Genomic DNA, 22,636 nt, shown 5'->3' with positions numbered 1-22,636 from the left:
CCGCCAACCTATGGTGTACCCGCGCGGACGTTTGAAGGCGCCAACTCAGTGTGCGGCGCTCGCGGTGATGATCCCAAGATTGACCAATCCGCTAACGACCAGTTGGACGGCAACCGCGGTCAGCAGAATGCCGAAGACAACCTCCGAGACGATAAGACTGGCCGGCTTCATTCGCTTCGCCAGCGCGTCGATATTGGTGAACACCAGATAGTCAAATGCGGCGATGAGCAGGATGAGCCCCGCAACCAGCGCAGCACTGGCAACCGAGACGACTTCGCCAGAGGCAATGATAATGACCGTGATGCCGACGGGATTCAGCAGATAGGGGACAGCAAGGGGAAAGACGGCCATCTTTGCCACGTCTACCGGCAATCCGAGATCATCCTCGTTGTGCTTTTCGGTCGGTCCAGACGCCATCTTGATCGCGAGGAGCGCCAGGATGATGCCGCCGCCGACCGCCACCGCACCGCCCGTGATGTGCAGCAGCCGCATCAGCAGTGCGCCCGTGGCAAGAAGGATCAGAGCCGTGACAAGAGCCGTCAAAACCATCTGGCGGCCTATCGAGACCTTCGTCTCGGCATCGAACTTCTGGGTCATTTCCAGAAATGGCACCAGCGCGATCTTCGGTCCCATGCCAATCAGCAGGAGCAGGAGAAGTTTTGTCACGAGAGCGGCATCAATGACTGTGAAATCCATCGGAAATTCTCCCCAACGCTGCCTTGAATAACTGTCGACTATCCGAAACGGATTGTCTAGCGAATCGGGAAAATTCTGCCGCCGCCAAGACAAGCGCCGGACCACCCAACAAACGCGCTGGGATGCCTCCTATCAAACCGCCCTACATTGCACGGCGCCAGCGCCCGCTCAGCTCCTCGCGGCTGTCTCCAATCCAGAAAATCGCTTGTCTGCTTGTCATGAGAATTTGGCCGGCGCTACCACGTAAATAACACCCCAGTTGGCTGGAACCGTCAAAAGAGGTGTATAGTGTAGGCACGGTGCGGGGTCACTTACGCCAATGAAAACCAGGCCGCGTGGTAAGGGTCATGATTGCTCGTGCCTGTGCGCCGGGTTCCCCCCTGGGCCGAAGACTGACTAGGAAGCAAATTCCGTCGGCGGCGCGATGCCCGCTTAGTCTGACAGAGAGAAGATGCCATGGCGTCCGACGCAACCGGGACCTCTCAAGGCAACGCTGCCGACGGCACTGACACGCAGGCGACGAAGGGCAACCCGCTGCGCAGGGTTGCCCTTACCGTGCTGCTGCTGGCTTGCCTGCTGCTCGTGGTAGCGGTCTTCATGGAAAGGCGCACGCCTATTTCATCGCAGGCGACCGTCAGCGCCTATGTCGTCGGCATCGCGCCGGAGGTCACCGGAAGGGTCATTGAAGTGGGCGTGGCCGATAACAGCGGCGTGATGCCCGGCCAGATGCTGTTTCGCATCGATCCGCAGCAATACCAACTGGCCGTCGCCGAGGCTGAAGCTCGGCTTGCCCGGGTAGGCCAGACGATCGGCGCTTCGACAGCCTCCGTCGATGCCGTCCAGGCACGCCTTGTGGAAGCAAGGGCAGTTCGCGACAACGTCCAGGAGCAGGCCAACCGGGCCATGGAGTTGGTCAAGCGCGGCGTCTATGCCATGGCGAAGTATGACGAGGCGAAGGCGGCGGTGGACCAGGCAAATGCCTCGGTCGTCGCCGCGGAAGCGGACCTCAAGGAGGCGCAGGAAGAGCTTGGGCCCGCCGGCGCCGACAATCCGCAGCTGAAGGAGTCGCTAGCCGCGCTTGAACGCGCGCAGCTTGATCTCTTGCGCACCACGGTTCTGGCGCCGGCCGAGGGCGTCGTCACCAACCTGCAGCTTTCCGTCGGAGGCGTGGTCGGCGCCGGCCAGAGTGCCATGACCTTCATCGACGTCGGCACGGTGTGGATCACCGCGGCGTTCAAGGAGAACAGCCTCGAGAACGTCGCAGCCGGGAACCACGCGGACGTGTTGTTCGACCTCTTGCCCGGCCAGGTTTTCGGCGCGACGGTCGAGAGCGTCGGGATGGGCGTGGCCCAGGGAAGTGTCGACCCCAAGACGGGGCTGCCGAAGATTACCACCGAAAGCGGATGGGTGAGAACGCCACAGAGCTTTCCGGTCCGCCTGGTCCTCGACGAAGGCAGGCCGAAGGGCGTGCGCTACGGCTCGCAGGCGAACGTGGTGATCTATACCGGCGACAATCCGGTGACGAACGCGATCGGCCGCATCTGGATGCGCGTGTTGTCGGTCCTGACCTATGTCAGCTGATGGCGAGCTTGCGCACGCCAATGCCAGGCGCAAGGGCCTGCGCATCGCGCTGGCCGTAGCCGTCGGCTTCACGTGGTCGGTTTTGTCGGGGGCGATCATCCCCTTTCTGGGACCATTGTTCGCGGCTCAGTTCCTGATCTCCAGTTCCCGCCCGCTGCCGCTGAAACAGGCCTTGGGAATGGCGATCCTCATTGTTGTCGCCGGCGCGCTTCTGCAGGCCGTCGCGGTACTGACAGGTGATCGGCCACCAGTCCTTTTGCTTCTGCTCGGGCTCGTCTATTTCGTCTGTTTCTACCTGCAGGCGAACGGCAAGGGCGGCGGGGCGATCTTTCTTGTCCTGGTGGTCGGCGTGATGGTGCCGCTGCTGACCGTGCTCAACCGCGATCTCGGCGATTCCATCCTGTCGATCTTTGTACAGGGTGTGGTCACGGGCGCGATCCTGATGTGGATCGCCCATGCGATCATACCCGACCGAGGCAGCGCCGATATTCAGGCCCCGGCTCCAGCTGCAAACCCTCGCGCTACGCGCTTCGCTGTCGCCAACACCGCCATCCTGCTGATCGCCGTGCTCGCTTGCCTGACGCGGGACGGCCTCGCCACGGCAATCGTCATTCCGATCACCGTTGCATCGTTGTTGTCGCAGCTCGATGTCATCGCGAGCGCAAGGGCGGCGTTCGGCCTCGTTGTGGTCAATCTCCTCGGTGGCGTGGTTGCATCCTTTGCGTTCGCATTGCTGCAGGTTCGTCCCACCACCCCCTCGCTGTTTGTGCTGGTGCTGCTCGCCGGCTTGGTGTTTGGCGGCCGCGCCGCGCTGAGCAACCCTGCCGCCAAGCTCTACGCGGGCGCGCTTACAATCTTCCTCATCCTGTTCGGAACGGGCGTCTCGCCGCTTCCGGGATCGGCAGCGGAGTCTTTTGCCACGCGGGTCAACTACATACTGGTGGCCATCGCCTATACGATCTTCATGGCGGCGTTGCTTTGGCCAGGACCGAGGCGAAGCGCTGAAGACAGGATACTGTCATGAAGGCCCGTGACCGCTCGGGCTTCGCCGAAGCAGCCGAGCACAAGCCTAGCCGATCGCCGTCGAAATCGCCGGTCGGATGCTTTGCTTCGACGCCCAAGGAAATCTCACGGTTCGGGTCCAGCCGGTGTCTGCGCCGCGCCCTCGAACACTGCTGTTTGACGGGAACATTCGATCCGAAAGATGGCCTCGACGTCGACTGATCTGCTGGCAGGGTCTCTCGGTTCTGCGCGTAGCATACAGTTACTTACCTTCCGCATCGGCAGGCAATGCGCCAACATAGCACCAAGGCAAGAACATCGCCCTGGACTCGGCGACAAGACGTCGCTGACAACCGGGTTGATGCAACCTGGGAGGATGACAATGGAGATCAAGTTTCCGCGCTGGCATGCTGGCGCCGTGGCGATGATCGCGATCTTGATGTGCTCCGGTCAGACCTCTTTCGCGGTTGCTCAGGATCAGGCCGCTGCCACCGATGGCGCGGCGGCAACCCAAGCTCCCGAACCGCTCGACGAGGATGAGCTTGAAGTCCTGGTAGCGCGTATCGCACTCTACCCCGACGAGCTTGTCGCAGTAATTTCCGAAGCGTCGCTCTATCCACTGCAGATCGTGGAGGCGAGCCGGTTCTTGGATCAGGTCGCCAAGAACGCAAGCTTGAAGCCGAAGGAAAGTTGGGACGGCAGCGTCGTCTCACTGCTCAACTATCCCGAAATCGTCAAAATGATGAGCGACGATCTGGAGTGGACCCAGGCGCTTGGCGACGCACTGACATATCAGCAAAAAGACGTGCTGGTCGCCATCCAGCAGTTGCGCGACACGGCTGTCGCCAAAGGCGTGATCAAGTCCGACGACAAGATCAAGGTTGTCGAGGAGAACGACAATGTCGTCATCCGATCCGCCAGCGCCGACACGATCTATGTTCCACGGTATGAGCCGGAAATGCTCTATGCTACCGATTATCCGGTTGCTCCGATCTCCTATTATCCCGACCCCTACCCGAGCTACTACTATCCCAACGCGCCCTATTTTGCGGGCGTCGTCACTGGCGCAATCTGGGCCGCGGCAGTGGATTGGGACGACTGGGGTGTTTGGGGCGGCCGCTGGGACGGCAACGATATCGATATCGACTGCAACAATTGCTTCAACAACAACATAAACGGCAAAATCAATCTCAACGACGTCGATTGGAAGAACGTCGACCGCTCGAAACTAAACTTCGACAGGAACCAGTTCGCCAACTTCGACAAAACGAGCATGCGCGACCGGGTCAAAACGAACGATCGCAACAGTATGCGCAACAAGGCGTCCGATCTCAAAAAGGACCGGATGAGCACACTGGCCGGAAAGTCCGGCAAGGTGAAGGACGTTCGCCAACGCGAAATCAGAGAGGGTTTGAAAAACCGGCCGCCGGGGTCAAGGCCGGATTTCAAAAAGCCAACCAACACCAAGCCAATTGCTTCGGCACGAAAGAATGACCGCCCTGCCGCCAAGGCGTCAGGGAAAATCAATCGCCCGGTTGGCAAGCCGAAGCCGGCAATGAGAGCGGACAACAGGCCGAGGAAGCCTTCGGGCCTTGGCAACGTCAGCTCCGGAAAACGCCAGCAGGTTGCCTCCAACCGCGGTGCGAGGAGCATGGGAGGCGGAATTCGCAGCGGCGGCGGCGGCGGCGGCCACAAGATGGTCAGGCCGAGCGGTGGCAGGCAGGGCGGTGGCGGGCGCGGCGGTGGCGGGCGCGGCGGTGGCGGGCGCGGCGGTGGCAGGCGTTAAAACTTTGGCGAGAGGAAACCGACCATGAAAACGTGCGTCCGGAGTCTTGTTCTGCGTTCGCTGCTCGGTGCCGGAATGATCTTGAGCATTGGCGCAGGTTCTACAAATTTTGTCAGCGCGCAGGAGGTGCAAAGCCTGTCGGACTATGTGGCCGAAAAAGATCCACCGGTTTTCGATGATGCCTCAGCGGCGGTGGAAGCGTTCAAAGCGGTCCTGGCGAAGGACGATTTCGATGGACTGGCGGCATTGCTTGGGCTGGATGCCGCGAAGTTGCGGACAAGCGAAGGCGTGATGGATACCTACGCGCAGATCAAGCAGGGCGCTGCCAAGACGGTCATCGTGCGCGATCTCGGCGACCGCAAGGAACTCAATATTGGTGACAAGCTATGGACGCTGCCATTCCCTATCACCAAGGGCAAAGACGGCAAATGGGCGTTCGATACCTATGCTGGCATCGAAGAGATCATCAACCGCCGCGTCGGCGAAAATGAGATCGCTGCAATCGAAACGGTCCGCGCCTATGTGGACGCTCAGCGTGATTACGCCGCGGAAGACCGCGACGGCGATGGCGTCCTGGAGTACGCGCAGAAGCTGTCCAGCAGCGAGGGCCGGGCCGACGGACTATACTGGCCGTCCGACGAAGCCCATGGCGTCAGTCCGGCAGGCGACTTCATCAACCAGGCAGCTCTCGACAAGGCGAAGAAAGGCGATGGCTATTTTGGCTATCGCTTCCGCATCCTGACCGGCCAGGGCAAGAATATCGCCGGCGGCGCCTATAACTATGTCATCAACGGCAACATGATCGCCGGTTTCGCGCTTCTGGCCTGGCCTGTGAAATATGCTGAGACGGGCGTCAAAACCTTCGCGGTCAATCACCAAGGCATTGTCTATGAGGCCGACCTGGGCCCGAAAACGGAAGCTGTGGCTGGCGCCATAAAGCGATTCAATCCTGGTGACAAATGGCAGCTGACAGGCGACTAGCTGTCTAGTCCCAGAGTGTGGGGGAATCAGTCAAGCTGATCCTTCATTGAGGGATAGGCTATGGGACAGATACTCCACGGCAGCGCCACGACCACGTACGCCATCCGAGCAGCGATACAGCGATCGAAGGCTCCGCTCAAGGAACTCGCCACGCAGCACGGCCTAAATCAGAAGACCGTCGCCAAGTGGCGCAAGCGGACCTTCGTCCACGACGCGCCGATGGGCCCGAAGACTGTACGCTCCACCGTTCTGACGGCTGAGGAAGAGGCAATGGCCGTCGCTTTCCGCAAGCACACGCTGCTGCCTCTGGATGACTGTCTCTATGCGCTGCAAGCGACGATCCCGCACTTGACGCGGTCGTCCTTGCACCGTTGCTTTCAGCGCCACGGGATCAGCCGCCTGCCCGAGGTCGCCGGCGACAAGCCAGCCAAACAGCCCTTCAAGCGCTACCCGATCGGCTATTTCCACATCGACATCGCCGAGGTCCGAACCGAAGAGGGTAAGCTCTACCTATTCGTGGCGGTGGACCGGACCTCGAAGTTTGCATTCGCTCGGCTGATGCAGAAGGCGACCACTGTCACCGCCAGAGCTTTCCTCGACGAATTGGTCGAAGCAGTCCCTTACAAAATCCACACCGTGCTCACCGACAACGGCATCCAGTTCGCTGACCTGCCCAAGAACCGGGATGGCCCTACCGCGCGCTGGCGCGGCCATCCATTCGACCGGGCCTGCTGGGGGCATGGCATCGAACACCGTCTTACCAAGCCCAACCACCCATGGACCAACGGTCAGGTCGAACGGATGAACCGAACGCTGAAGGAGGCAACCGTCCGGCGGTATCACTACGATACCCACCGCCAACTCGAAAATCACCTAGCTGCCTTCCTCGACGGATACAACTTCGCCAGGCGCCTCAAGACCCTTCACGGCCTCACATCTTACGAAGCCATCTGCACGGCATGGGCCAAACAGCCAGACCGGTTTAGACGCGATCCAATCCACTTGACCTCGGGACTGAACAACTAGCCTCAATTTGAAACCGAACGTCCTGTCGCCAGTTCCGACCTCGCTGCCGGAGGCCATTTCATGATCAACCAGAACTGGTGGTTCACGACCTTACTGACCAAGCAGTTCAAATATTGCCCGCCGCTAAATCGGTCGATCAAGTGCGACGTGTTGATCGTTGGCGGAGGGATGAGCGGCATAAGTGCGGCGGTGGAATTCCTGCAAAAGGGGTTCAGCGTCGTGCTGATCGAAAAGAACATTGTTGGCGGAAGCTCTTCGGGCCGCAGTGCCGGGTTCTTGACCCCCGGACAGCGAACTGGAGTTGCACCAATTGGTTCGCAGATACGGGACCGATGCCGCGCGAGAAATATGGGAGATGCCCTGTCGAGGAATCGATCGCATCGTGCAGGCCATCAAGACACGGCATCGCCAGTTGTACCGCGCCACCACATTTGTGCGTCGATATACGCAGGCTCCGTTGCGTTTTGCCGTGCCGCTGCCTGCGTTAATACGGATTTTCGACGATGTGAGATACCAGCAACTGGAAGGCCGCCTGCTCGAGGGTATCGCGCGGCTTTTCGGCTCCAACGTACGTGTGCTGGCCTATCCATGCCCTCGCGAGGAGTTGCTTCCCCTGCTCGAAACTGAGCTGGGACGCGGATGGGAGGTTGACAGTAGCCGGCAATGGATAACTGCCGATCAGTTGCGCCCAGCACCCCCGCTACGGCATCTTTATGAATATCTGCTGGCCAGTGGCTTCCTGGTTGCGATACCTCCCAGCTAGCGATGGCATGTCGTGCAAACTTTCTCAACACTCCCACTCTGCTACGATGAAACCACTACCGTCGAATGGGCCATTGTCGTTTGGCAGCGTACTTGCTTACGTTGAGGCGTTCAAATAGAGAGCTGAAGGAGATGTTGGCTTTCCCAAAGTCGAGCAGAAGAAAGCCATAGAAAACGCCTGATAGGCAGCGGAAATCAGACCTACGACATCGGCGCGGTCGTTGCGCTCGGGCCGACAAGTTCAGTGCGCTCGGACCCGCGCGGGGCAAAGGGCCGGGCAAAAAAGCTTGAATTGTTCGACGGTCGGGCGCTGGATAGCGAGACAGCGGCCGACGAGCGACCGCCGGAACTGGCTTCCGAGGCGCTGAAGGGGGAAATCGTGGACACGACGGCGGAAACGGACGTTACTTCGTTGATTGGGGGCTTCGAACAGCTCGCCGATCGTTTCGTCTCCGGACTGTTCGCGCGGTTTGCCGCTTTGACCAGCGTCCCCGTCGAGCTTGAAAACCTGAAGGCCTCGCTTGCGGCCGGGGGAACATCTCTCCTTGTGCTCCTGTTCGAGATTGTGTTGGTTGTCGCGCTCGTCGCGGGCGTGTTCATCCTGCTCGCCCGGTGGCTCAAGAAGGCGAGTGCCAAAAGCAGTGCATGGCGCAGATTCTTCGCGGGCGTGGCGGCTAGTGTGGTGGCGCTGGTGATCGGTTTCATTGCTGCGCGGCTGCTGGCCGGTTCTGGCGTGCCTTTGCAAACCCTTCGCCTTTGGACGGTAGCGACCGTGCTCGGCCTCATCATCCTCGCCGCCGTCAGATCACTCTTGATGGCATCGCGGCGAACCGAGTTCGCGGAGCGCTCCGTCCATCTGGCGGCGCTCGTGCGCGACCTCTCGCTTGCTATTGGATTGGCGATCATCGGCGTTGCGCTGTTCGCGACGTTGCGGCTCTGGAGCGTCGGGCCCGCCTTGGGGGATCTGCTGCGAACAGGCTTGGGAATTCCGATCTACCTTCTGTTTGTATGGGCGGTATGGCGGCACAGACGCACAATGGCAGCCGCCGTCGCGGGTCCGCGCCCCAGAAGCCGCTGGCGCACCCGTCTCGCCAAAATGTGGCCGGCAATCGTGATCGCGTTCCTGATAATCACCTTTCTCAGCACTCAGGCCGCGCTGACCCTGGGAGCATCGCTTCGTGGGTCGGCCGTTCTGCTGACCGCGTTGATGTTTCTCGCCGCGCCGCATCTCGATGCGATGATCGGGAACTGGGCGCAGCGCGGATTGGAGTCTCCTGACATCTCGATCTTGGCAGCGGCAGGGCGACAGACCGCCCGCTTCACCGTCGTGGCGATCATGATTGCCATGCTGGGAACGCTATGGGCGACACCGCTGGCTGCCGGGTTCGGCATAGATCTGCGAGAGGTCGCCAAGGGCGCATCCGGTTTGGCGCTGATCATGTTGGGGGCGGCGTTTCTGTGGAACGTGGTCGGCACGGGTACGACTCGCGCCTTGCGCGCCGAGTTACCCGCCGTAGGTGGTGACGAGGAGGCGCTCGGTGCGCCGCGTTCACGGCTGGGCACGCTGGTGCCGCTGATCAGCGCGGTCGGCAAATCGAGCATTGTGGCCTTGGCGCTTCTCTCGATTCTGGTGTCGATCGGGGTCAATGTCTGGCCGCTGATCGCCGGCTTGAGTGTGTTCGGGCTGGCCATCGGCTTCGGCTCGCAGACGCTGGTGAAGGACCTAGTCTCCGGGCTGTTTTTCCTGATCGACGATGCATTCCGCTTCGGCGAATATATCGAAACGTCAGGCGCCAAGGGGACCGTAGAAAAAATCTCGGTCCGCTCGGTTTCCCTGCGCCATCAGCGCGGTGCCTTGGCGACAATTCCCTATGGCGAGATTGGCAAGATCCAGAATTTCAGCCGCGACTGGATGATCGAGAAACTGACCTTTCGCGTTGCATTCAACACCGATGTCGAAAAAGTCCGCAAGATTTTCAAGAAGATCGGCCAGGATATTTCGGCCGACCCGGAACTTGCTGGAGATCTGCTCGCCCCGTTCAAGAGCCAGGGAATTGCCGAGGTTGAGGACGGCACGCTGGTTATCCGGGCCAAATTCATGGCGAAAGCGGGCAAACACTTCATGATCCGCCGCGCCGTTTTGCTCGCCGTACACCAGGCATTTCAGGAAAACGGCATCAAGGCCGTCCCAAAGCCACTGACATCTAATCCAGGAGCAGCCTGAGCATTCCGGATAAGTCACGGCTACGACGTGCTCACAGCGAAGAAAACACCAGCTTGGCTGCGACAAGATCCGCCGGGCCCGAGCCGACCAAGCGACCATGGCCAGCTTCAGCATGGTGATCATGGCGGCGATCATCGGCGGATTCAACGACGTCGGCTGGGAAGTCCTCAGTTCAATGCGTAAGGCGGAATTCGGCCAGAGCCCGTGCGCATTGGGGGCGCGGACTGGGCAGCGAGGCGGCGCGCGAAGTCCTCCGCTACGCCTTTGAAACTCTGGCGCTTGAACAGGTGACGGCCGAGGCGGCGGTGCGCAATTTCGCGTCGCTGCGGATATTGGCGAAGCTCGGTTTCAAACATATCGAGAGCTTCATCGATGAGTCCGACGGCGAGCGCTGCGAGCGTTTTGCGCTCGACGGAGACACCGGATCGTCACTGTTGGCGAGCAACGCGATGCCAGACTGCTAGGCTTTGAGCCATCCGCCAACAGAGAATGTTTGTGCTGTTCAGGTCCGCAACGAGGTCGCCAGCGGAACGTCCGCTTGCTGATGACTTCAGCCTAGAAGCTGACCGTCAGCTCGCGGCCCCACTACGGTCATTCAAGGGACCGCGTCCGAAACAGCCGCTCCTGGCGCGATCCGGACATTTGGCTTACGATAGCGCCTGTGCCCTTGATTGATGGGAAGGCGTGGCTGAGGGTGCAAAGCGACTGGGCCAGGACAGTAGATTTGCACACGAGAAGCTGCTTTTAGGGCGCACTTCTTCACGCTGCCGGCTGCATGGCCGCCCTCAGCAGCATGCCGAACAGGTCGCGTGGCTCGTCGGGATCGGCGAGTAAGTCGAGTTCCTCATACAGGCCGGTGGCTTGCAGCTGGTCGCGCACATATCGCAGCGCCGAAAAATCCTCGATCGCGAAGCCGACTGAATCGAACAGCGTGATCTGCTTGGCGTCCCGGCGGCCTTGGGTCTTGGCGGCGATCACTTGCCAGAGCTCGGTCACTGGATGGTTGGGGTCCAGCTGCTGGATCTCGCCTTCAATGCGTGTCTGTGGCGGAAACTCGACAAAAATGTCGGAGCGCAGCAGGATGTCCTTGTGGAGTTCGGTCTTGCCGGGGCAATCGCCGCCGACGGCGTTGATGTGGACGCCGGAGCCGACCATGTTGTCGGTGAGAATGGTGGCGCACTGCTTGTCGGCGGTGACGGTCGTGATGATCCCGGCACCTTCAACCGCTTCCTGCCCGGTTTCGCAGATGGTGATGTCGAACCCCATGCCGGCCAAGTTCTTCGCGCATTTCCGTGAGGCTGACCGGTCGATGTCGTAGAGCCTGAGCCGATCGACGCCGGTCAGCGCCTTGAAAGCGATCGCCTGGAATTCCGATTGGGCGCCATTGCCGATGATGGCCATGGTGCGCGCGCCGCTCGGCGCAAGATATTTGGCCGCGACAGCGGATGTGGCGGCGGTGCGCAGCGCCGTCAGGATGGTCATCTCCGTGAGCAGCATCGGGTAGCCGCTGCCGACATCGGCGAGCACGCCGAAGGCCGTTACCGTCTGCAAACCCTGGCGCATGTTCTTTGGGTGGCCGTTGACATATTTGAAGCCATAGAGGCGCCCATCGCTCGTCGGCATAAGCTCGATGACGCCGTCATGGCTATGCGAGGCGATGCGCGGCGTCTTGTCGAACAGATCCCAGCGACGGAAGTCATCCTCGATGTAGCCGGCGAGCTCGGTCAGGAAGCGCTCGACACCGATGACATTCACCAGCTTCATCATGCGGTCGACGCTGACGAAGGGGACGATGTTCAGCTTTGCTGTGGTCATGATCAAAAGCTCCTTGTGGGGCGGTCCATGATGCGGCGGCCCATCAGGCTCGCCGTCAGGTCGACCATCAGCGTCGCGGTTCGGCCGCGCTCGTCGAGGAACGGGTTCAACTCGACCAGGTCGAGGCTGGAGACGAGGCCACTATCGGACAGCATCTCCATCACCAGATGCGCCTCGCGGAACGTCGCACCACCGGGAACCGTGGTGCCGACAGCCGGCGCAATGGAAGGGTCAAGGAAGTCGACGTCGAGGCTGACATGCAGCAGCCCGTCTTCCGCCGACACACGCGCCAAGAAGGCACGCAGCAGCGGCGCGATGCCATGCTCGTCGATAGCGCGCATGTCGTGCACCGTCACGCCCGCCTGGTTGAGCGCGCTGCGCTCGGCCGGGTCGACACTGCGCAGGCCCATGGTGCAGATACGCGTCGGATCGACCGCTGCCGGCAGGTCCGGAAAATAGCCACTAAAACCGGGCTGCCCGCTGGCGTAAGCGAGCGGAACGCCGTGCAGATTGCCGCTGGCGGTGGTGTCGAGGGTGTGGAAGTCCGGATGGGCGTCGAGCCAAAGCACAAACAGCGGACGCCTGGCCTCTGTGGCGCGGCGGGCGATGCCGGACACGGTCCCGGCCGAGATCGAATGGTCGCCGCCGAGAAAGATCGGCATGGCGTCCTCGCTCGCCGCGTAGGCGGCTTCGGCAATGGCGAATGTCCAGGCCGATACCTCGGGCAGAGCCTTCAGCGCCAGGTTGCCATGCACGACGCGCCTCGCCGGAATTGCCTGGACGGCGCCCATATCCTCGACAGCGTGGCCGAGGCCGGACAGCACCTCAACAAGTCCGGCGGTCCTCAGCGCACTCGGCCCCATCTCGCATCCCATTCTGCCAGCGCCATCCTGCACCGGCGCCCCGACGATTCTGCAACGCATTGTTTTTCCCGCTGACCAAGTTCGAATGACCGCGAGGGGACCATGGCGAGCCGGCGATATGAACAGAAAGAATTGGCAATCCGAAAAGCATTGTCTATCGTAATGGCAGCAAAATTGACCAAAATGGTAACCCATCGATGGATGCACTGGACGAACGGCTCGTGACCTTGCTGCGGCATGATGCGCGTCGCAGCGTGTCGGACCTCGCCGTCGATCTCGGCGTCTCGCGCGCCACGGTCCGGGCACGTATGGAGCGGCTGGAACGGTCCGGCGACATCATCGGCTACACGGTGGTGCTGCGCGCCGACGCCGTCGATCAGCGCATCCGCGGTATCATGCTAATTGAGATTGAGGGCCATGCCGCCGACCGCGTGGTCCGGGCACTGGGCGGCTTCCCGGAAGTCTCGACCATCCATACCACCAATGGCCGCTGGGACCTGGTGGTCGAACTCGGAACCGCCTCACTGACAGATTTCGATGCTGTGCTGCGCCGCATCCGACTCATAGCCGGCATAACGGGCAGCGAAACGAGCCTGCTCCTGGCCACGCCGCGTACGACCCGAGCACGACTGACCTAAGTCTAGCTAGCCTAGCCGCTGCTGCCGGCCAGAAACTGACGGAAGCGGTCCGATCGGCTGGCGGTAAAGAGTTCGTCTGGCGGTCCTTCATCCTCGACCAGCCCCTTATGCAGGAATACGACCTTGCTGGAGACATCCCTGGCGAAACCCATCTCGTGGGTTACCACCAGCATCGTCCTGCCTTCTTCGGCAAGTGCACGCATGACGCGCAAGACTTCGCCGACAAGCTCGGGATCGAGTGCCGAGGTCGGCTCATCGAACAGCATGACTTTTGGCCGTTGGGATCCTCCGTCCTGCGCGCGACAATCGTCCACTGTTGCGGGACGCGCACAGGACTGCGGTTTATACGCTGTTCTTCCTTAGGCCGCTTCCTGCGCACGGCGGCCGCTCTTTGCTATAGTGGCGACAGCGTCGCCGAGCGTTGTGGCCAAGCGAGCCTCCGTTCGCATAGGAACATCCGCGGCCGGCACGAAGCCGGTCGCGGGTTTGATCTCGAGCGGATGCGATCAGAGCCGTTCAGCCCGCACCTTCAGGATCTGGTACAGCATGCTTCGAATGCGCTGCCAAACGGTCAGACGCTTGATCATGCCTTAGCCTCCTGTTCCATCTCCGATGCGTCGGCTGGCGCTCAGATGACCTGTGCCGCCAATGCCACGCCGACCAACGACGTGCCGACGCCTGCCGTGCGGATGGCTCTCGGCCAGCGCCGAAGCGTCAGGGCGGCGAGCACGCCGGTCGCATGCAGTGTCGAAGTGGCGACCACGAAGCCGATCGCGTAGGCGATGCCGCTCGCCGTCTCGGGAATTTCGAGGCCGTGGGCATTGCCGTGGAAGAGCCCGAAGAGAGCAGTCAGCAAAGCTGCGACAGCAAGCGGCAAAGGTCTGGCAAGCGCCGTCATGGCGCCGAAGACCACCAGCGACAAAGCGATGCCGGACTCCAGCGACGGCAAGCCGATCCCGGCGATGCCGAGCAGTGCGCCGGCGATCATCGCCGCGACAAAACACGATGGCACGAAGACGATGGCTCTGCCGCCTGTCCGGGCGGCGATCGTGCCGACGGCCATCATGGCAAGCAGATGGTCGATATCGGCGAGCGGGTGTTCAACGCCGCTCAGAAAGCCGTGGACATGAAGGCCGCCGCTATGGGCGAAAGCCAAGGACGGCGCGAGGACTGCGGTGGCTGTCAGGGAAAGGCCACCGAAAAGCGAAAACGTTCTGTTCATCGTTCTGGACCTGTTTAAACGGAGTGTGATGGGTTCACGGGTGATGCTCATTGTCCGGAGCCAGGCATGGCGATTTGCGCGGCCCCGGATCTGTCGGCCAAAAGCCGCGCCGCGCCGAAGTCGAGGGGCCTTTGTCCCTTGCCGTCATGATAGACGAAGGCCAGGCGGCGCCGGTGCGATGTCAGTTTCGCGGGCAGCGGGTGATAGGTCACACCGGCACCGCCGATCAGCGGCATGACAGCGCCGACATCGACCATGTCCTGCGTCTCGACACGCAGCAGATGCAGCCGCAAGCCTTCGGCGGTTTCGCCGACGAACGGAATTCCTGCCAGTCGCAGGAAACTGGAGGGATCTGGCGCCCGCGCAAAGCTTTCGAGAAAGGCGACTTCCACTAGATCGAGATCTGTCGTCCGCGGGTCGGTGGGTTCGGGAGCATGGTCGTGCGGCAGATGCGGCGTCTGCCATTGCAACGGCTTGCCGGCCGGCCCGTTGTGGCCGACAGGGTGCGGATGGTGGTGGTGACCATTCGGCCCGTGATGGTGATGGCTCTCGCCATGGTCATGGCCGTGGTGATGATGATCGTCGTGCATGGTCAAAAGCTCGTCGGCTTGTCGATGATGGATTTGTGCTTGCCGAGATTGCCGTGGGCGACCATCGAGCCGAGCGCCTCGACGACAACGCGTACGCCGAACAGCGCGGTGATGTCCGAAGTGTCGTAGGGCGGCGAAACTTCGACCACCTCCAGACCGCAGATGCCGGGCGCCGAGACAAGCCCAAGCAACTTGAGTGCTTCGCGCGGCAGGAAGCCGCCAGGCTCCGGCCAGCCCGTGCCGGGCACGAAACCGCAATCGATGCTGTCGACATCGAAGGAGATGTAGACCGCGTCGGTGTCCTTCCATGCGAGCTCGAGCGCGATCTCCGCCGCCTTCTCCAGCCCCATCTGTTCGATGTCGGAAATCGTCAGCACGTTCGTTCCGCGCTTCCTTGCCTCGGCAACGCCGTAGCGGGGCACCTGCCAGCCGCCGATGCCGAGCTGCACCAGATTGGTGGCGGAGACGTTCGGCAGGTTGGTCGCCCAATACCAGGGCGTCGTGTGCATGCGCTCGTCGAGATCCTTCTCCTGGATGTCGATGTGGCGATCGAAATGGATGATGCCGATGCGCTTGGAGGTGACGTCGGCGATGCCGCGTACGCAGGGGAATCCAATCGAATGGTCGCCGCCCAGCATGATCGGCAGCGCGCCGGAAGAGGCGACGTGGCTGACGCCCTTGGTGATCTGGTCGAAGCTCTTTTCGAGATTGGCCGGAATCGTGAAAACGTCGCCGGCGTCGCACAGCGTCATCTGCTCGCGCAGGTCGACACCGAGCTCGTAATTGTAAGGCGTGTAGAGCGCCGAGATACGACGGATACCTTGCGGACCGAAGCGGGTTCCCGGCCGGTAGGTGGTGCCGCTGTCGAAAGGAATGCCCATGACGGCCGCGTCATACCTGCCGACGTCGCGGACGTTCTCGACATAGGGCGCCTTGAGGAAGGTGTTGATGCCGGCGAAATGCGGCAGCTCGCCGCGCGCGAATGTCGGGATCGACTTGTCGATGATCGAATCCGATCCCGGCAGGCCCATATCCAGCGCCCATTTCTGTTCCTTGCGCCAGCCATCCTCGGGCAGCTTTCCTTCCGCCTCGATCGATTTCCAGCCCTGCATGTCGCGGATCTCGAAGTTCGGATGGTGGAAGCGCTGGCGTGGCTGGCGGTCGGTGAGCCCGGCGCGGCGATGCCGGCGTTCTGGACTGTCTGTGTGCATGAAAACCTCCTTCACGACGCCGTCGTCGCTATTGCGCTATCCAGTCGGGTCGTCCCGACCATCGCGGCCACTTTGGCCACGTCTCGTGCGGAAGCCCGGTTCTTGCGATCGAGCTTCAGATCGTAGGTGATCGTCGCGCCATAGGCGGACGGGAACTGCGGGTCGTGCCGGACCTTGTCGAAGACAAGCACACGGGTGCCGAGCTTGAAGGCCTCGCCGATATCGTGGGTGACCATGACGACGGTCATGCCGTGCTCGTTCCAGAGTTCGGTGAGCAGCTCATGCATCTCGACGCGAATGCCGGGATCGAGCGCGCCGAACGGCTCGTCGAGAAGCAGGATCTGCGGCCGGCCGAGCAAAGTCTGCGCGATCGCCAGCCGCTGCTGCATGCCGCCCGAGAGCGAAGCGGGATATAGGTCGCGGGCATGGGCGAGCCCGACGCGTTCCAGCATGGTTTCGGCCTCTTGCCTGGCGCTCCTGCGACTGGCGCCGAAGACGCGGCCAAACGGCCCGCCAGAGCGAAAATCCTCGACCAGCAGCAGGTTCTGCAGGGCGGTCAGATGCGGAAACACCGAATAGCGCTGAAAGACGATGCCGCGCTGCGGCGTCGGCTCCGGCACGATCGGCTGGTCGCCGACAACGACCTTGCCGCCGCTCTGCTGTTCCTGGCCGAGCAGGATGCGCAGGAAGGTCGATTTTCCGCAGCCGCTGGCGCCGACCAGCGACAGGAATTCGCCCGGCTCGGCGGTGACGTTGACCCGCTCCAGCACGCGGACGTCGCCGTAGCTTTTCTCCAGTCCGTGGACGACGATGCGGCTCATCTGCCCTGCACCGGATGAGCCCAGGGCGAGATAGCGTGTGAGAGCCGCACCAGCAGCCAGTCGGTGATGACGGCAAGCAGCGTGATCCAGGCGACATAGGGCAGGATGACGTCCATCGACAGATAGCGGCGGACGAGGAAGATGCGGTAGCCCAGCCCCTCGGTCGAGGCGATGGCTTCCGCCGCGATCAGGAACAGCCAGGCCGGTCCGAGTGCCAGCCGCACGCAGGTGATGAGGCGCGGCGTGACCTGCGGCAGCACCAGCCGCAGCACCATGGTCCAGCTGTTGGCGCCGAGCGTCTGCGCCTTGGCGACGAGTTCGGGCGGCAGCTCCATCACCCGGTTGGCGATGTCGCGCACCATGACCGGGGCGACACCGAGAGCGATCAAGGTAATCTTGGCCGTTTCGCCGAGGCCGAGTGCGATGAACAGGATCGGCAGCAGCGCCAGTGGCGGGATGACGCAGACCACGGTGACGAAGGGCAGCAGAAAAGCCCTGACGCGGGGGATGAAGCCGATGGCGACGCCAAGGCAGAGCGCGGCAAGCGTGGCCACGCCGACGCCGGCGAACAGCCTGACCAGGCTGGCAAAAGTGTCGGCCCACAGGATCAGGTCGCCGGACCGCTTGTCCGGCACCGTCGCCAGATCGAAGAAGGCCGACCACATCTGTGCCGGGGAGGGCAGCAACTTGTCGCTGGGATTGACGGCCAGTCTTTGCGCCGACGCGAAGAGATAGGCGATCGCCACGGCGGCAAACGGCAAGGCACCAAGGAAAAGGGCTCCGCCTCGCGAGACCGTCGCGTTGATCAGGCGAAGCCGCGCTTTCCGCCTGCGCGGGGGCGGGCGCGCGACTTCGGCCCCCGCCTCGGGCACAGCATTCATGGTGCCGGTTCCTCTGGCCAGCATGTCGCGCCCCTAGAGCGTTCCAGCCGCCGCCAGGGCCATGTAGGCCGGATCGAAACGCAATTTGACGTTGTTGGCGTCGCCCAGCGTGGACCCGTCAGGGAAGCTCATGCCGATCATGTCGACACTCGGCGCATTGGTGCCGAGGATGCCGTGGCTGAACAGGAAGTTGCGGACCAGATCCATGGTTTTGGGCAGTTCGGCGCCGTTGGTGAAAGCGACCGCCTTGGCCGGCTCGAAGAACATCGCCGTCGATGCAAGCTGCGCATCGAAGCCGGCAAGATCCGTACCCGATGCCTTGGCCATCTCTTCCTTGGCCGCCTTGCCTTCGGGCGTGCCCGATGTCATCAGCGCCATGGCGTCATACCATGCACCGGCAAGCGCCTTGCCCAGGGCAGGATTGTCCTTCAGCGTTGCGGTGTTGACGACCATCAGGTCGATGATCTCGCCGGGGATCTGCATCGAATCGAACACCTTGTGGGCGCCCGGCATGGCAACAATTTCCGAGACCAGCGGATTCCAGGTGACGACGGAGGTGACGTCGCTGGTGCCGTAGGCGGCGACCATGTCGGCATCGGAGGTGTTGACCACCGTGATGTCCTTCTCGGCGAGGCCGACCGTGTCCAGCGCGCGTGCCAGCAGATAGTGCGAGACCGAAAGCTCGACGAGATTGACCTTCTGGCCGGCAATGTCCTTGAGTGCTGACTTGTCCTTGAGGATGACCGCGTCGTTGCCGTTGGAGAAGTCGCCGACGATCAAGGCGGTCGTGTCGACACCGCCGCCGGCCGGGATCGAAAGCGCATCCATGTTGGTCATCGAGCAGCCGTCAAAGCCGCCGGCCGTGTACTGGTTGATGCTCTCGACATAGTCGTTGATGCGGGTGATCTCGACATTGATGCCGTATTTATCGGCCCATTTCTTCATGATGCCGCTGTCGGAGAGATAGCCCCAGGGCATCCAGCCGACATAGATCGACCAGCAGATCTTGAAGTCTTTCTTGGGCGCCGCCTGCGCGGTCGGAATGAAGGGAAGGCTGAGTGACGCGGCGAGGATGATTGCGGCCAGCTTGCGAAGCATTGCGTACCCCTGTTTGCGATCCGGATTGCGGCCGGACGTTTGTTGGGGGGTTCACGGAGCGCGCATCCGGGAGAGGTTCGCGCCAGCAAACCCGTGCAGGGTTCTCCCGGGATTTTGGCCCGCCGTGTTCCGCCGGATGCCTCAATGCACCCAAGCGGTCGCGTCTCTTGGACCAGCGCCGTGATCGACACGGCCGGAACCCTAGACGCTCTGCACGCCAGTAACGAAGCAAGGGCCGTGCCAGTCCAGCGATACCGCCCCGAGGCGGGTTTCTCCCGGATATGAAGGCAATCGCGCGATGCTGATGCCGCAAAAATCATCGCAACGCTGACGGATTAAGCAGTATTTGGCGACGCTCCATTCGGAGAACAATGGGGAAAATGTATGCGCAACTGATCGGGCAAGGAGGTGTTGATCGGTGGGGTGCCGACGATCTGGGCCCAGGAGATCAAGGACATCGAACTGCGCCATCGGGGCACTTTCCGGCAACCGAGGTTCGCTGTTCGGGCATCCGCCTTTGCCGGCTAACCCGGCAAGCCTGCCATCCGCGTGGCGTCGGTGACGTCATCGATGATGTCAGGCGCAATTCCTACGGCGGCAGACCAGCGGCCGATGGTGAATTGCGGGTCGAGTGACAAGAGCCGCGTGGCCGCCACTTTTGCCTCGTCGAGGCGACCGAGCCTGGCAAGCGGTGCCGCCAACCATCCGTGCAGGATGCTGAACCCAGGATTCAGTTCCACCGCCCGCCGGCCCGCTGCGATCGCCTGCTCGTGCCGGCCGGACAGGAAATTGCCGAAGCCGATGATGCCTTGCGGCACGCAGCTCATGGCGTCCAGCGGGCTCAGCCGCATCGCCTGCTCGCACCAGTCGATCGCCCGCGCCGCGTCGCCGCCATAGGCCACCGGCACGCAGCCGAAGACATAGACGAAGGCGCAGGACGCGCTGAGTGTCAAAGCCTCTGCAAACGCCTCGTCGGCCAGGCTGCGGTCATGCTCCACCAGGCCGATGGTAAATCCGGCCAGAGCAAGCGCCATCGCATCGCCCGAGCCGTGCTCGATCGCCGCATGGGCATGGCGGATCGACTTCTCGCGGTTCTCCGCGCCCATGCCGCCGCGCACGAACAGCGTCTGGTGCGCCCAGGCGGCAAAGCCGTGGGCGCGTAGGTCGGCTCGATGGCCAAAGCCTGATTCAGCAGCGGCAGACCCTGGGCAGCACCCTGCGGCATGAAGGTGTAGACATCAGGCAGAGCGCGAAGCAGGAGATCGTATGCATCGAGACTGTCGGGGCGCTTGCGCCGCACGCGTTCGATCTCGGCCCGGCGCAGATTGGGCTCGATAGCCGCGACCACACTGACGGTGATCTCGTCCTGTAGCGCGAACACATCGGTCAGCTCGCGGTCGTAGCGTTCGGCCCACAAATGGCTGCCGTCCTCCGCGTCGATGAGCTGGCCGGTGATGCGCACGCGGCTTCCCACCTTGCGCACGCTGCCTTCAAGCACGTAGCGCACGCCGAGCCCTTGCCCGACCTGCTTCACGTCCACCGCGCGGCCCTTGTAGGTGAAGGAGGAATTTCGCGCGATGACGAACAGCCACCTTATGCGTGACAGGCCGGTGATGATGTCCTCGACCATGCCGTCGGCAAAATAATCCTGCTCGGGATCGCCGCTCAGGTTCACGAAGGGCAGCACGGCAATGGAGGGACGGGCGGGAATGCCCAGGCCAGGCTTCGGTTGCTCCACCGTCGCCTCGATCTCCTCGCGCACGGTGCCGACGAAGCGAAAGCCCCGGCGCAGGATGGTGCGGATCAGGCGCTGCTCCTCGCCACTGTCGTGGAGCGCATTGCGGGCGGCATTGACGCGGCTGGCGAGCGTAGCGTCCGAGACGATCCGCCCCTGCCAGACCGCATCGACCAGGTCGTCCTTGCTGACCACCCGCTCGCGATGGCGGATCAGATATTGCAAGAGGTCGAACACCTGCGGCTCGACGGAGATCAGCTCGTTGCCGCGACGCAGTTCGCGGCGATCGCCGTCCAGGGCAAAATCCTCAAAATGATATGGCAAAATCACTCGCTCCAGACTGCGCGGCAAACAGGCCGACACTTTAGCCGCGTCGTGGACGCAAAATCAAAGCGATCTCAAGGCAAAATCAAGAGGTCCTGAAGGCCGCCTCAAAGCGCGCGCCTCAGCCCTGCCGCATAGTCCTCCTGCGACAAACGCTTCAATCAACGCTTTGAAAAGGAGAACTCACATGTCCAACACTGCAGCAAACTCGGTCGTTCTCGTGCATGGCGGCTTCGTCGATGGCTCCGGCTGGGACGGCGTCTATCAGATCCTCAAGAAGGACGGCTATGACGTGACCATCGTCCAAAACCCGACCACCTCGCTCGCCGATGACGTTGCCGTCACCAGGCGCGCCATCGCCGCCGCTCCCGGCAAGGTCATCCTGGTCGGCCATTCCTATGGCGGCGTCGTGGTGTCGGAAGCCGGCACCGACGCGAAGGTGGCAGCTGTCGTCTATATCGCGGCCTTCGCGCCGGATGCCGGCGAATCGGTCTCGACCCTGATCGCCAACCCGCCCCCCGGAGCGCCGGTGCCGCCGATCCTGCCGCCCGTCGACGGCTTCCTGATGCTCGACAAGGAGAAGTTCGCCGCTTCCTTCGCCGCTGATGTCCGTCCTTCGCTCGCCTCCTTCATGGCGGACTCGCAGGTTCCGTGGGGTGTGGCAGCGCTCGAAGGCAAGGTCAGCGCTCCAGCCTGGAAGGTGAAGCCCAGCTGGTATCTTGTTGCCAAGGACGACAAGATGATCCCCCCGCCGGCGCAGCGCCAGATGGCCAGCCGCGCTCAAGCGACGACCGTCGAAGTGCCCGGCAGCCACGCTGTCTACGTCTCCGATCCCGCAGCCGTCGCCAGCCTCATCAAGCAGGCGGCTGCCGGCAAGAACTGAACCCGCATTACCCGAGAAGGATTGCCCGGGCGCCTGGCGGCGCCCGGGATTCTTTTGGCTTTCCGCGCCCGCTTTGATGGATTTCACTGCATTCCGGCTTAGGTGCCGAAGAGGTGCACGTTTCGCTCGACAACAACAAATACTCGGTGCTGTCGAGCGCAGGACGGTCGATATACATGCTCTCGAAGCTTTAGGAGCGCACCTCGATTATCACTCCACCAATCTCGCCTTCAGCGAATGGCCGAGCTCCTTCTTCAGATTTCTTGCCTGCCGTTACGGAAACCGCGTATTGAAATTCCAAGGCCATGCCCGCCTATATTCCAACAGGCACGTTCTATTTTTTTAAATAGCAGATTAAATTATGCAAAAAAAAGTTAGATACGAGATATACGTTAGTTGATTGAGCATAATACGTGCAATACCTAACATCTATCCATAGATAAGCACATACGAGATCTAAATATACATAAATATTCTATATTGTCACAAATTTTACA

At 61.9% G+C, this 22,636-nt stretch carries 22 protein-coding genes, 2 pseudogenes and 1 riboswitch; of the genes and pseudogenes, 12 read left to right on the top strand and 12 right to left on the bottom strand.

Annotated features, from left to right (window positions below; all coding sequences use genetic code 11):
- Window positions 1–45: 45 nt before the first annotated feature.
- Window positions 46–696: a MarC family protein gene (locus tag AC1RUK_RS21005; protein ID WP_481839123.1), complete on the bottom strand. Its 651-nt coding sequence runs from the start codon at window positions 694–696 to the stop codon at window positions 46–48.
- 456 nt (window positions 697–1,152) lie between these two features.
- Here AC1RUK_RS21005 and AC1RUK_RS21000 point away from each other — a divergent pair, with 456 nt between their 5' ends.
- The 10 genes and pseudogenes from AC1RUK_RS21000 to AC1RUK_RS20955 all read left to right on the top strand — a co-directional run bounded on the left by AC1RUK_RS21000 (window position 1,153) and on the right by AC1RUK_RS20955 (window position 10,522).
- Complete coding sequence (locus tag AC1RUK_RS21000; RefSeq protein WP_481839124.1) at window positions 1,153–2,277, top strand: HlyD family secretion protein; 1,125 nt, start codon at window positions 1,153–1,155, stop codon at window positions 2,275–2,277.
- The gene (locus AC1RUK_RS20995) at window positions 2,267–3,301 is read left to right on the top strand and encodes a DUF2955 domain-containing protein (protein ID WP_481839125.1); all 1,035 of its coding nucleotides are present in this window, start codon (window positions 2,267–2,269) and stop codon (window positions 3,299–3,301) included. The genes AC1RUK_RS21000 and AC1RUK_RS20995 overlap by 11 nt, the downstream gene beginning before the upstream one ends.
- Window positions 3,298–3,501, top strand: a complete 204-nt coding sequence (locus AC1RUK_RS20990; RefSeq protein WP_481840097.1) for a hypothetical protein — start codon at window positions 3,298–3,300, stop codon at window positions 3,499–3,501. The genes AC1RUK_RS20995 and AC1RUK_RS20990 overlap by 4 nt, the downstream gene beginning before the upstream one ends.
- A 160-nt stretch (window positions 3,502–3,661) precedes the next feature.
- On the top strand, window positions 3,662–5,065 hold the full coding sequence (locus tag AC1RUK_RS20985) for a DUF3300 domain-containing protein (protein ID WP_481839126.1): 1,404 nt from the start codon (window positions 3,662–3,664) through the stop codon (window positions 5,063–5,065).
- Between the two features lie 24 nt (window positions 5,066–5,089).
- Window positions 5,090–6,046 carry a DUF2950 domain-containing protein gene (locus AC1RUK_RS20980; protein WP_481839127.1) on the top strand — a complete coding sequence of 319 codons (957 nt, stop codon included), beginning with the start codon at window positions 5,090–5,092 and terminating at the stop codon, window positions 6,044–6,046.
- Window positions 6,047–6,106: 60 nt separating this feature from the next.
- Window positions 6,107–7,072 (top strand): IS481 family transposase, encoded by a 966-nt coding sequence (locus AC1RUK_RS20975; RefSeq protein WP_481839128.1) that lies wholly within the window; start codon window positions 6,107–6,109, stop codon window positions 7,070–7,072.
- Between the two features lie 60 nt (window positions 7,073–7,132).
- Window positions 7,133–7,432 (top strand): annotated as a pseudogene (locus AC1RUK_RS20970) (FAD-dependent oxidoreductase); the annotation flags it as partial.
- A gap of 22 nt (window positions 7,433–7,454) precedes the next feature.
- Window positions 7,455–7,835: a hypothetical protein gene (locus AC1RUK_RS20965; protein ID WP_481839631.1), complete on the top strand. Its 381-nt coding sequence runs from the start codon at window positions 7,455–7,457 to the stop codon at window positions 7,833–7,835.
- A 243-nt stretch (window positions 7,836–8,078) separates the two neighbouring features.
- Window positions 8,079–10,058 carry a mechanosensitive ion channel family protein gene (locus tag AC1RUK_RS20960; protein WP_481839129.1) on the top strand — a complete coding sequence of 660 codons (1,980 nt, stop codon included), beginning with the start codon at window positions 8,079–8,081 and terminating at the stop codon, window positions 10,056–10,058.
- A gap of 224 nt (window positions 10,059–10,282) precedes the next feature.
- Window positions 10,283–10,522 (top strand): GNAT family N-acetyltransferase, encoded by a 240-nt coding sequence (locus AC1RUK_RS20955; protein ID WP_481839442.1) that lies wholly within the window; start codon window positions 10,283–10,285, stop codon window positions 10,520–10,522.
- A gap of 295 nt (window positions 10,523–10,817) precedes the next feature.
- On the opposite strand, the gene ocd is transcribed toward AC1RUK_RS20955, so the two are convergent.
- Window positions 10,818–11,873, bottom strand: a complete 1,056-nt coding sequence (gene ocd, locus AC1RUK_RS20950) for an ornithine cyclodeaminase (protein ID WP_481839130.1) — start codon at window positions 11,871–11,873, stop codon at window positions 10,818–10,820.
- Between the two features lie 2 nt (window positions 11,874–11,875).
- Window positions 11,876–12,796: an arginase gene (gene rocF / locus AC1RUK_RS20945; RefSeq protein WP_481839131.1), complete on the bottom strand. Its 921-nt coding sequence runs from the start codon at window positions 12,794–12,796 to the stop codon at window positions 11,876–11,878.
- A 137-nt stretch (window positions 12,797–12,933) separates the two neighbouring features.
- Between rocF and AC1RUK_RS20940 the strand changes: the two genes are divergently transcribed.
- Window positions 12,934–13,374: an Lrp/AsnC family transcriptional regulator gene (locus AC1RUK_RS20940; protein ID WP_031261243.1), complete on the top strand. Its 441-nt coding sequence runs from the start codon at window positions 12,934–12,936 to the stop codon at window positions 13,372–13,374.
- A gap of 11 nt (window positions 13,375–13,385) precedes the next feature.
- On the opposite strand, the pseudogene AC1RUK_RS20935 reads toward AC1RUK_RS20940, so the two are convergent.
- The 9 genes and pseudogenes from AC1RUK_RS20935 to AC1RUK_RS20895 form a co-directional block, all read right to left on the bottom strand.
- Window positions 13,386–13,658: pseudogene (locus AC1RUK_RS20935) on the bottom strand (AAA family ATPase); the annotation flags it as partial.
- A 344-nt stretch (window positions 13,659–14,002) separates the two neighbouring features.
- Window positions 14,003–14,596, bottom strand: coding sequence for a HupE/UreJ family protein (locus AC1RUK_RS20930; RefSeq protein ID WP_481839132.1), 594 nt, complete (start codon window positions 14,594–14,596; stop codon window positions 14,003–14,005).
- A 47-nt stretch (window positions 14,597–14,643) separates the two neighbouring features.
- Entirely contained in the window at window positions 14,644–15,186 is a 543-nt protein-coding gene (locus AC1RUK_RS20925; RefSeq protein ID WP_481839133.1) for a hypothetical protein, read from the bottom strand.
- A 2-nt stretch (window positions 15,187–15,188) separates the two neighbouring features.
- Complete coding sequence (locus tag AC1RUK_RS20920) at window positions 15,189–16,397, bottom strand: agmatinase family protein (RefSeq protein ID WP_481839134.1); 1,209 nt, start codon at window positions 16,395–16,397, stop codon at window positions 15,189–15,191.
- Between the two features lie 11 nt (window positions 16,398–16,408).
- Window positions 16,409–17,218, bottom strand: coding sequence for an ABC transporter ATP-binding protein (locus AC1RUK_RS20915; protein ID WP_481839135.1), 810 nt, complete (start codon window positions 17,216–17,218; stop codon window positions 16,409–16,411).
- Window positions 17,215–18,123, bottom strand: a complete 909-nt coding sequence (locus AC1RUK_RS20910) for an ABC transporter permease (protein WP_481839136.1) — start codon at window positions 18,121–18,123, stop codon at window positions 17,215–17,217. Before AC1RUK_RS20910 ends, AC1RUK_RS20915 begins: the two co-directional genes overlap by 4 nt.
- 9 nt (window positions 18,124–18,132) lie before the next feature.
- Window positions 18,133–19,197 carry a putative urea ABC transporter substrate-binding protein gene (locus AC1RUK_RS20905; RefSeq protein WP_481840096.1) on the bottom strand — a complete coding sequence of 355 codons (1,065 nt, stop codon included), beginning with the start codon at window positions 19,195–19,197 and terminating at the stop codon, window positions 18,133–18,135.
- A 101-nt stretch (window positions 19,198–19,298) separates the two neighbouring features.
- A riboswitch (guanidine-I (ykkC/yxkD leader) is annotated at window positions 19,299–19,413 on the bottom strand.
- A 308-nt stretch (window positions 19,414–19,721) separates the two neighbouring features.
- Entirely contained in the window at window positions 19,722–20,231 is a 510-nt protein-coding gene (locus AC1RUK_RS20900) for a hypothetical protein (RefSeq protein ID WP_481840095.1), read from the bottom strand.
- Window positions 20,147–21,256 carry a winged helix-turn-helix domain-containing protein gene (locus AC1RUK_RS20895; RefSeq protein WP_481840094.1) on the bottom strand — a complete coding sequence of 370 codons (1,110 nt, stop codon included), beginning with the start codon at window positions 21,254–21,256 and terminating at the stop codon, window positions 20,147–20,149. Before AC1RUK_RS20895 ends, AC1RUK_RS20900 begins: the two co-directional genes overlap by 85 nt.
- Window positions 21,257–21,443: 187 nt before the next feature.
- Between AC1RUK_RS20895 and AC1RUK_RS20890 the strand changes: the two genes are divergently transcribed.
- On the top strand, window positions 21,444–22,139 hold the full coding sequence (locus AC1RUK_RS20890) for an alpha/beta fold hydrolase (protein ID WP_481839138.1): 696 nt from the start codon (window positions 21,444–21,446) through the stop codon (window positions 22,137–22,139).
- The last annotated feature ends 497 nt before the right edge of the window (window positions 22,140–22,636 follow it).

The sequence above is a fragment of the Mesorhizobium monacense genome, assembly GCF_056781675.1.
This window is presented reverse-complemented; position numbering and strand designations above follow the sequence as displayed.

Excerpts from the sequence above, each read along its gene's own strand:
- AC1RUK_RS20940 (WP_031261243.1), top strand. The coding sequence starts at position 12,934 with ATGGATGCACTGGACGAACGGCTCGTGACCTTGCTGCGGCATGATGCG.
- AC1RUK_RS21000 (WP_481839124.1), top strand. The coding sequence starts at position 1,153 with ATGGCGTCCGACGCAACCGGGACCTCTCAAGGCAACGCTGCCGACGGC.
- AC1RUK_RS20990 (WP_481840097.1), top strand. The coding sequence starts at position 3,298 with ATGAAGGCCCGTGACCGCTCGGGCTTCGCCGAAGCAGCCGAGCACAAG.
- ocd (WP_481839130.1), bottom strand. The coding sequence starts at position 11,873 with ATGACCACAGCAAAGCTGAACATCGTCCCCTTCGTCAGCGTCGACCGC.
- AC1RUK_RS20890 (WP_481839138.1), top strand. The coding sequence starts at position 21,444 with ATGTCCAACACTGCAGCAAACTCGGTCGTTCTCGTGCATGGCGGCTTC.
- AC1RUK_RS20930 (WP_481839132.1), bottom strand. The coding sequence starts at position 14,596 with ATGAACAGAACGTTTTCGCTTTTCGGTGGCCTTTCCCTGACAGCCACC.
- AC1RUK_RS20985 (WP_481839126.1), top strand. The coding sequence starts at position 3,662 with ATGGAGATCAAGTTTCCGCGCTGGCATGCTGGCGCCGTGGCGATGATC.
- AC1RUK_RS20915 (WP_481839135.1), bottom strand. The coding sequence starts at position 17,218 with ATGAGCCGCATCGTCGTCCACGGACTGGAGAAAAGCTACGGCGACGTC.
- AC1RUK_RS20900 (WP_481840095.1), bottom strand. The coding sequence starts at position 20,231 with ATGGCGCTTGCTCTGGCCGGATTTACCATCGGCCTGGTGGAGCATGAC.
- AC1RUK_RS21005 (WP_481839123.1), bottom strand. The coding sequence starts at position 696 with ATGGATTTCACAGTCATTGATGCCGCTCTCGTGACAAAACTTCTCCTG.
- AC1RUK_RS20910 (WP_481839136.1), bottom strand. The coding sequence starts at position 18,123 with ATGCTGGCCAGAGGAACCGGCACCATGAATGCTGTGCCCGAGGCGGGG.
- AC1RUK_RS20925 (WP_481839133.1), bottom strand. The coding sequence starts at position 15,186 with ATGCACGACGATCATCATCACCACGGCCATGACCATGGCGAGAGCCAT.
- AC1RUK_RS20905 (WP_481840096.1), bottom strand. The coding sequence starts at position 19,197 with ATGCTTCGCAAGCTGGCCGCAATCATCCTCGCCGCGTCACTCAGCCTT.
- AC1RUK_RS20980 (WP_481839127.1), top strand. The coding sequence starts at position 5,090 with ATGAAAACGTGCGTCCGGAGTCTTGTTCTGCGTTCGCTGCTCGGTGCC.
- AC1RUK_RS20920 (WP_481839134.1), bottom strand. The coding sequence starts at position 16,397 with ATGCACACAGACAGTCCAGAACGCCGGCATCGCCGCGCCGGGCTCACC.
- rocF (WP_481839131.1), bottom strand. The coding sequence starts at position 12,796 with ATGCGTTGCAGAATCGTCGGGGCGCCGGTGCAGGATGGCGCTGGCAGA.
- AC1RUK_RS20975 (WP_481839128.1), top strand. The coding sequence starts at position 6,107 with ATGGGACAGATACTCCACGGCAGCGCCACGACCACGTACGCCATCCGA.
- AC1RUK_RS20995 (WP_481839125.1), top strand. The coding sequence starts at position 2,267 with ATGTCAGCTGATGGCGAGCTTGCGCACGCCAATGCCAGGCGCAAGGGC.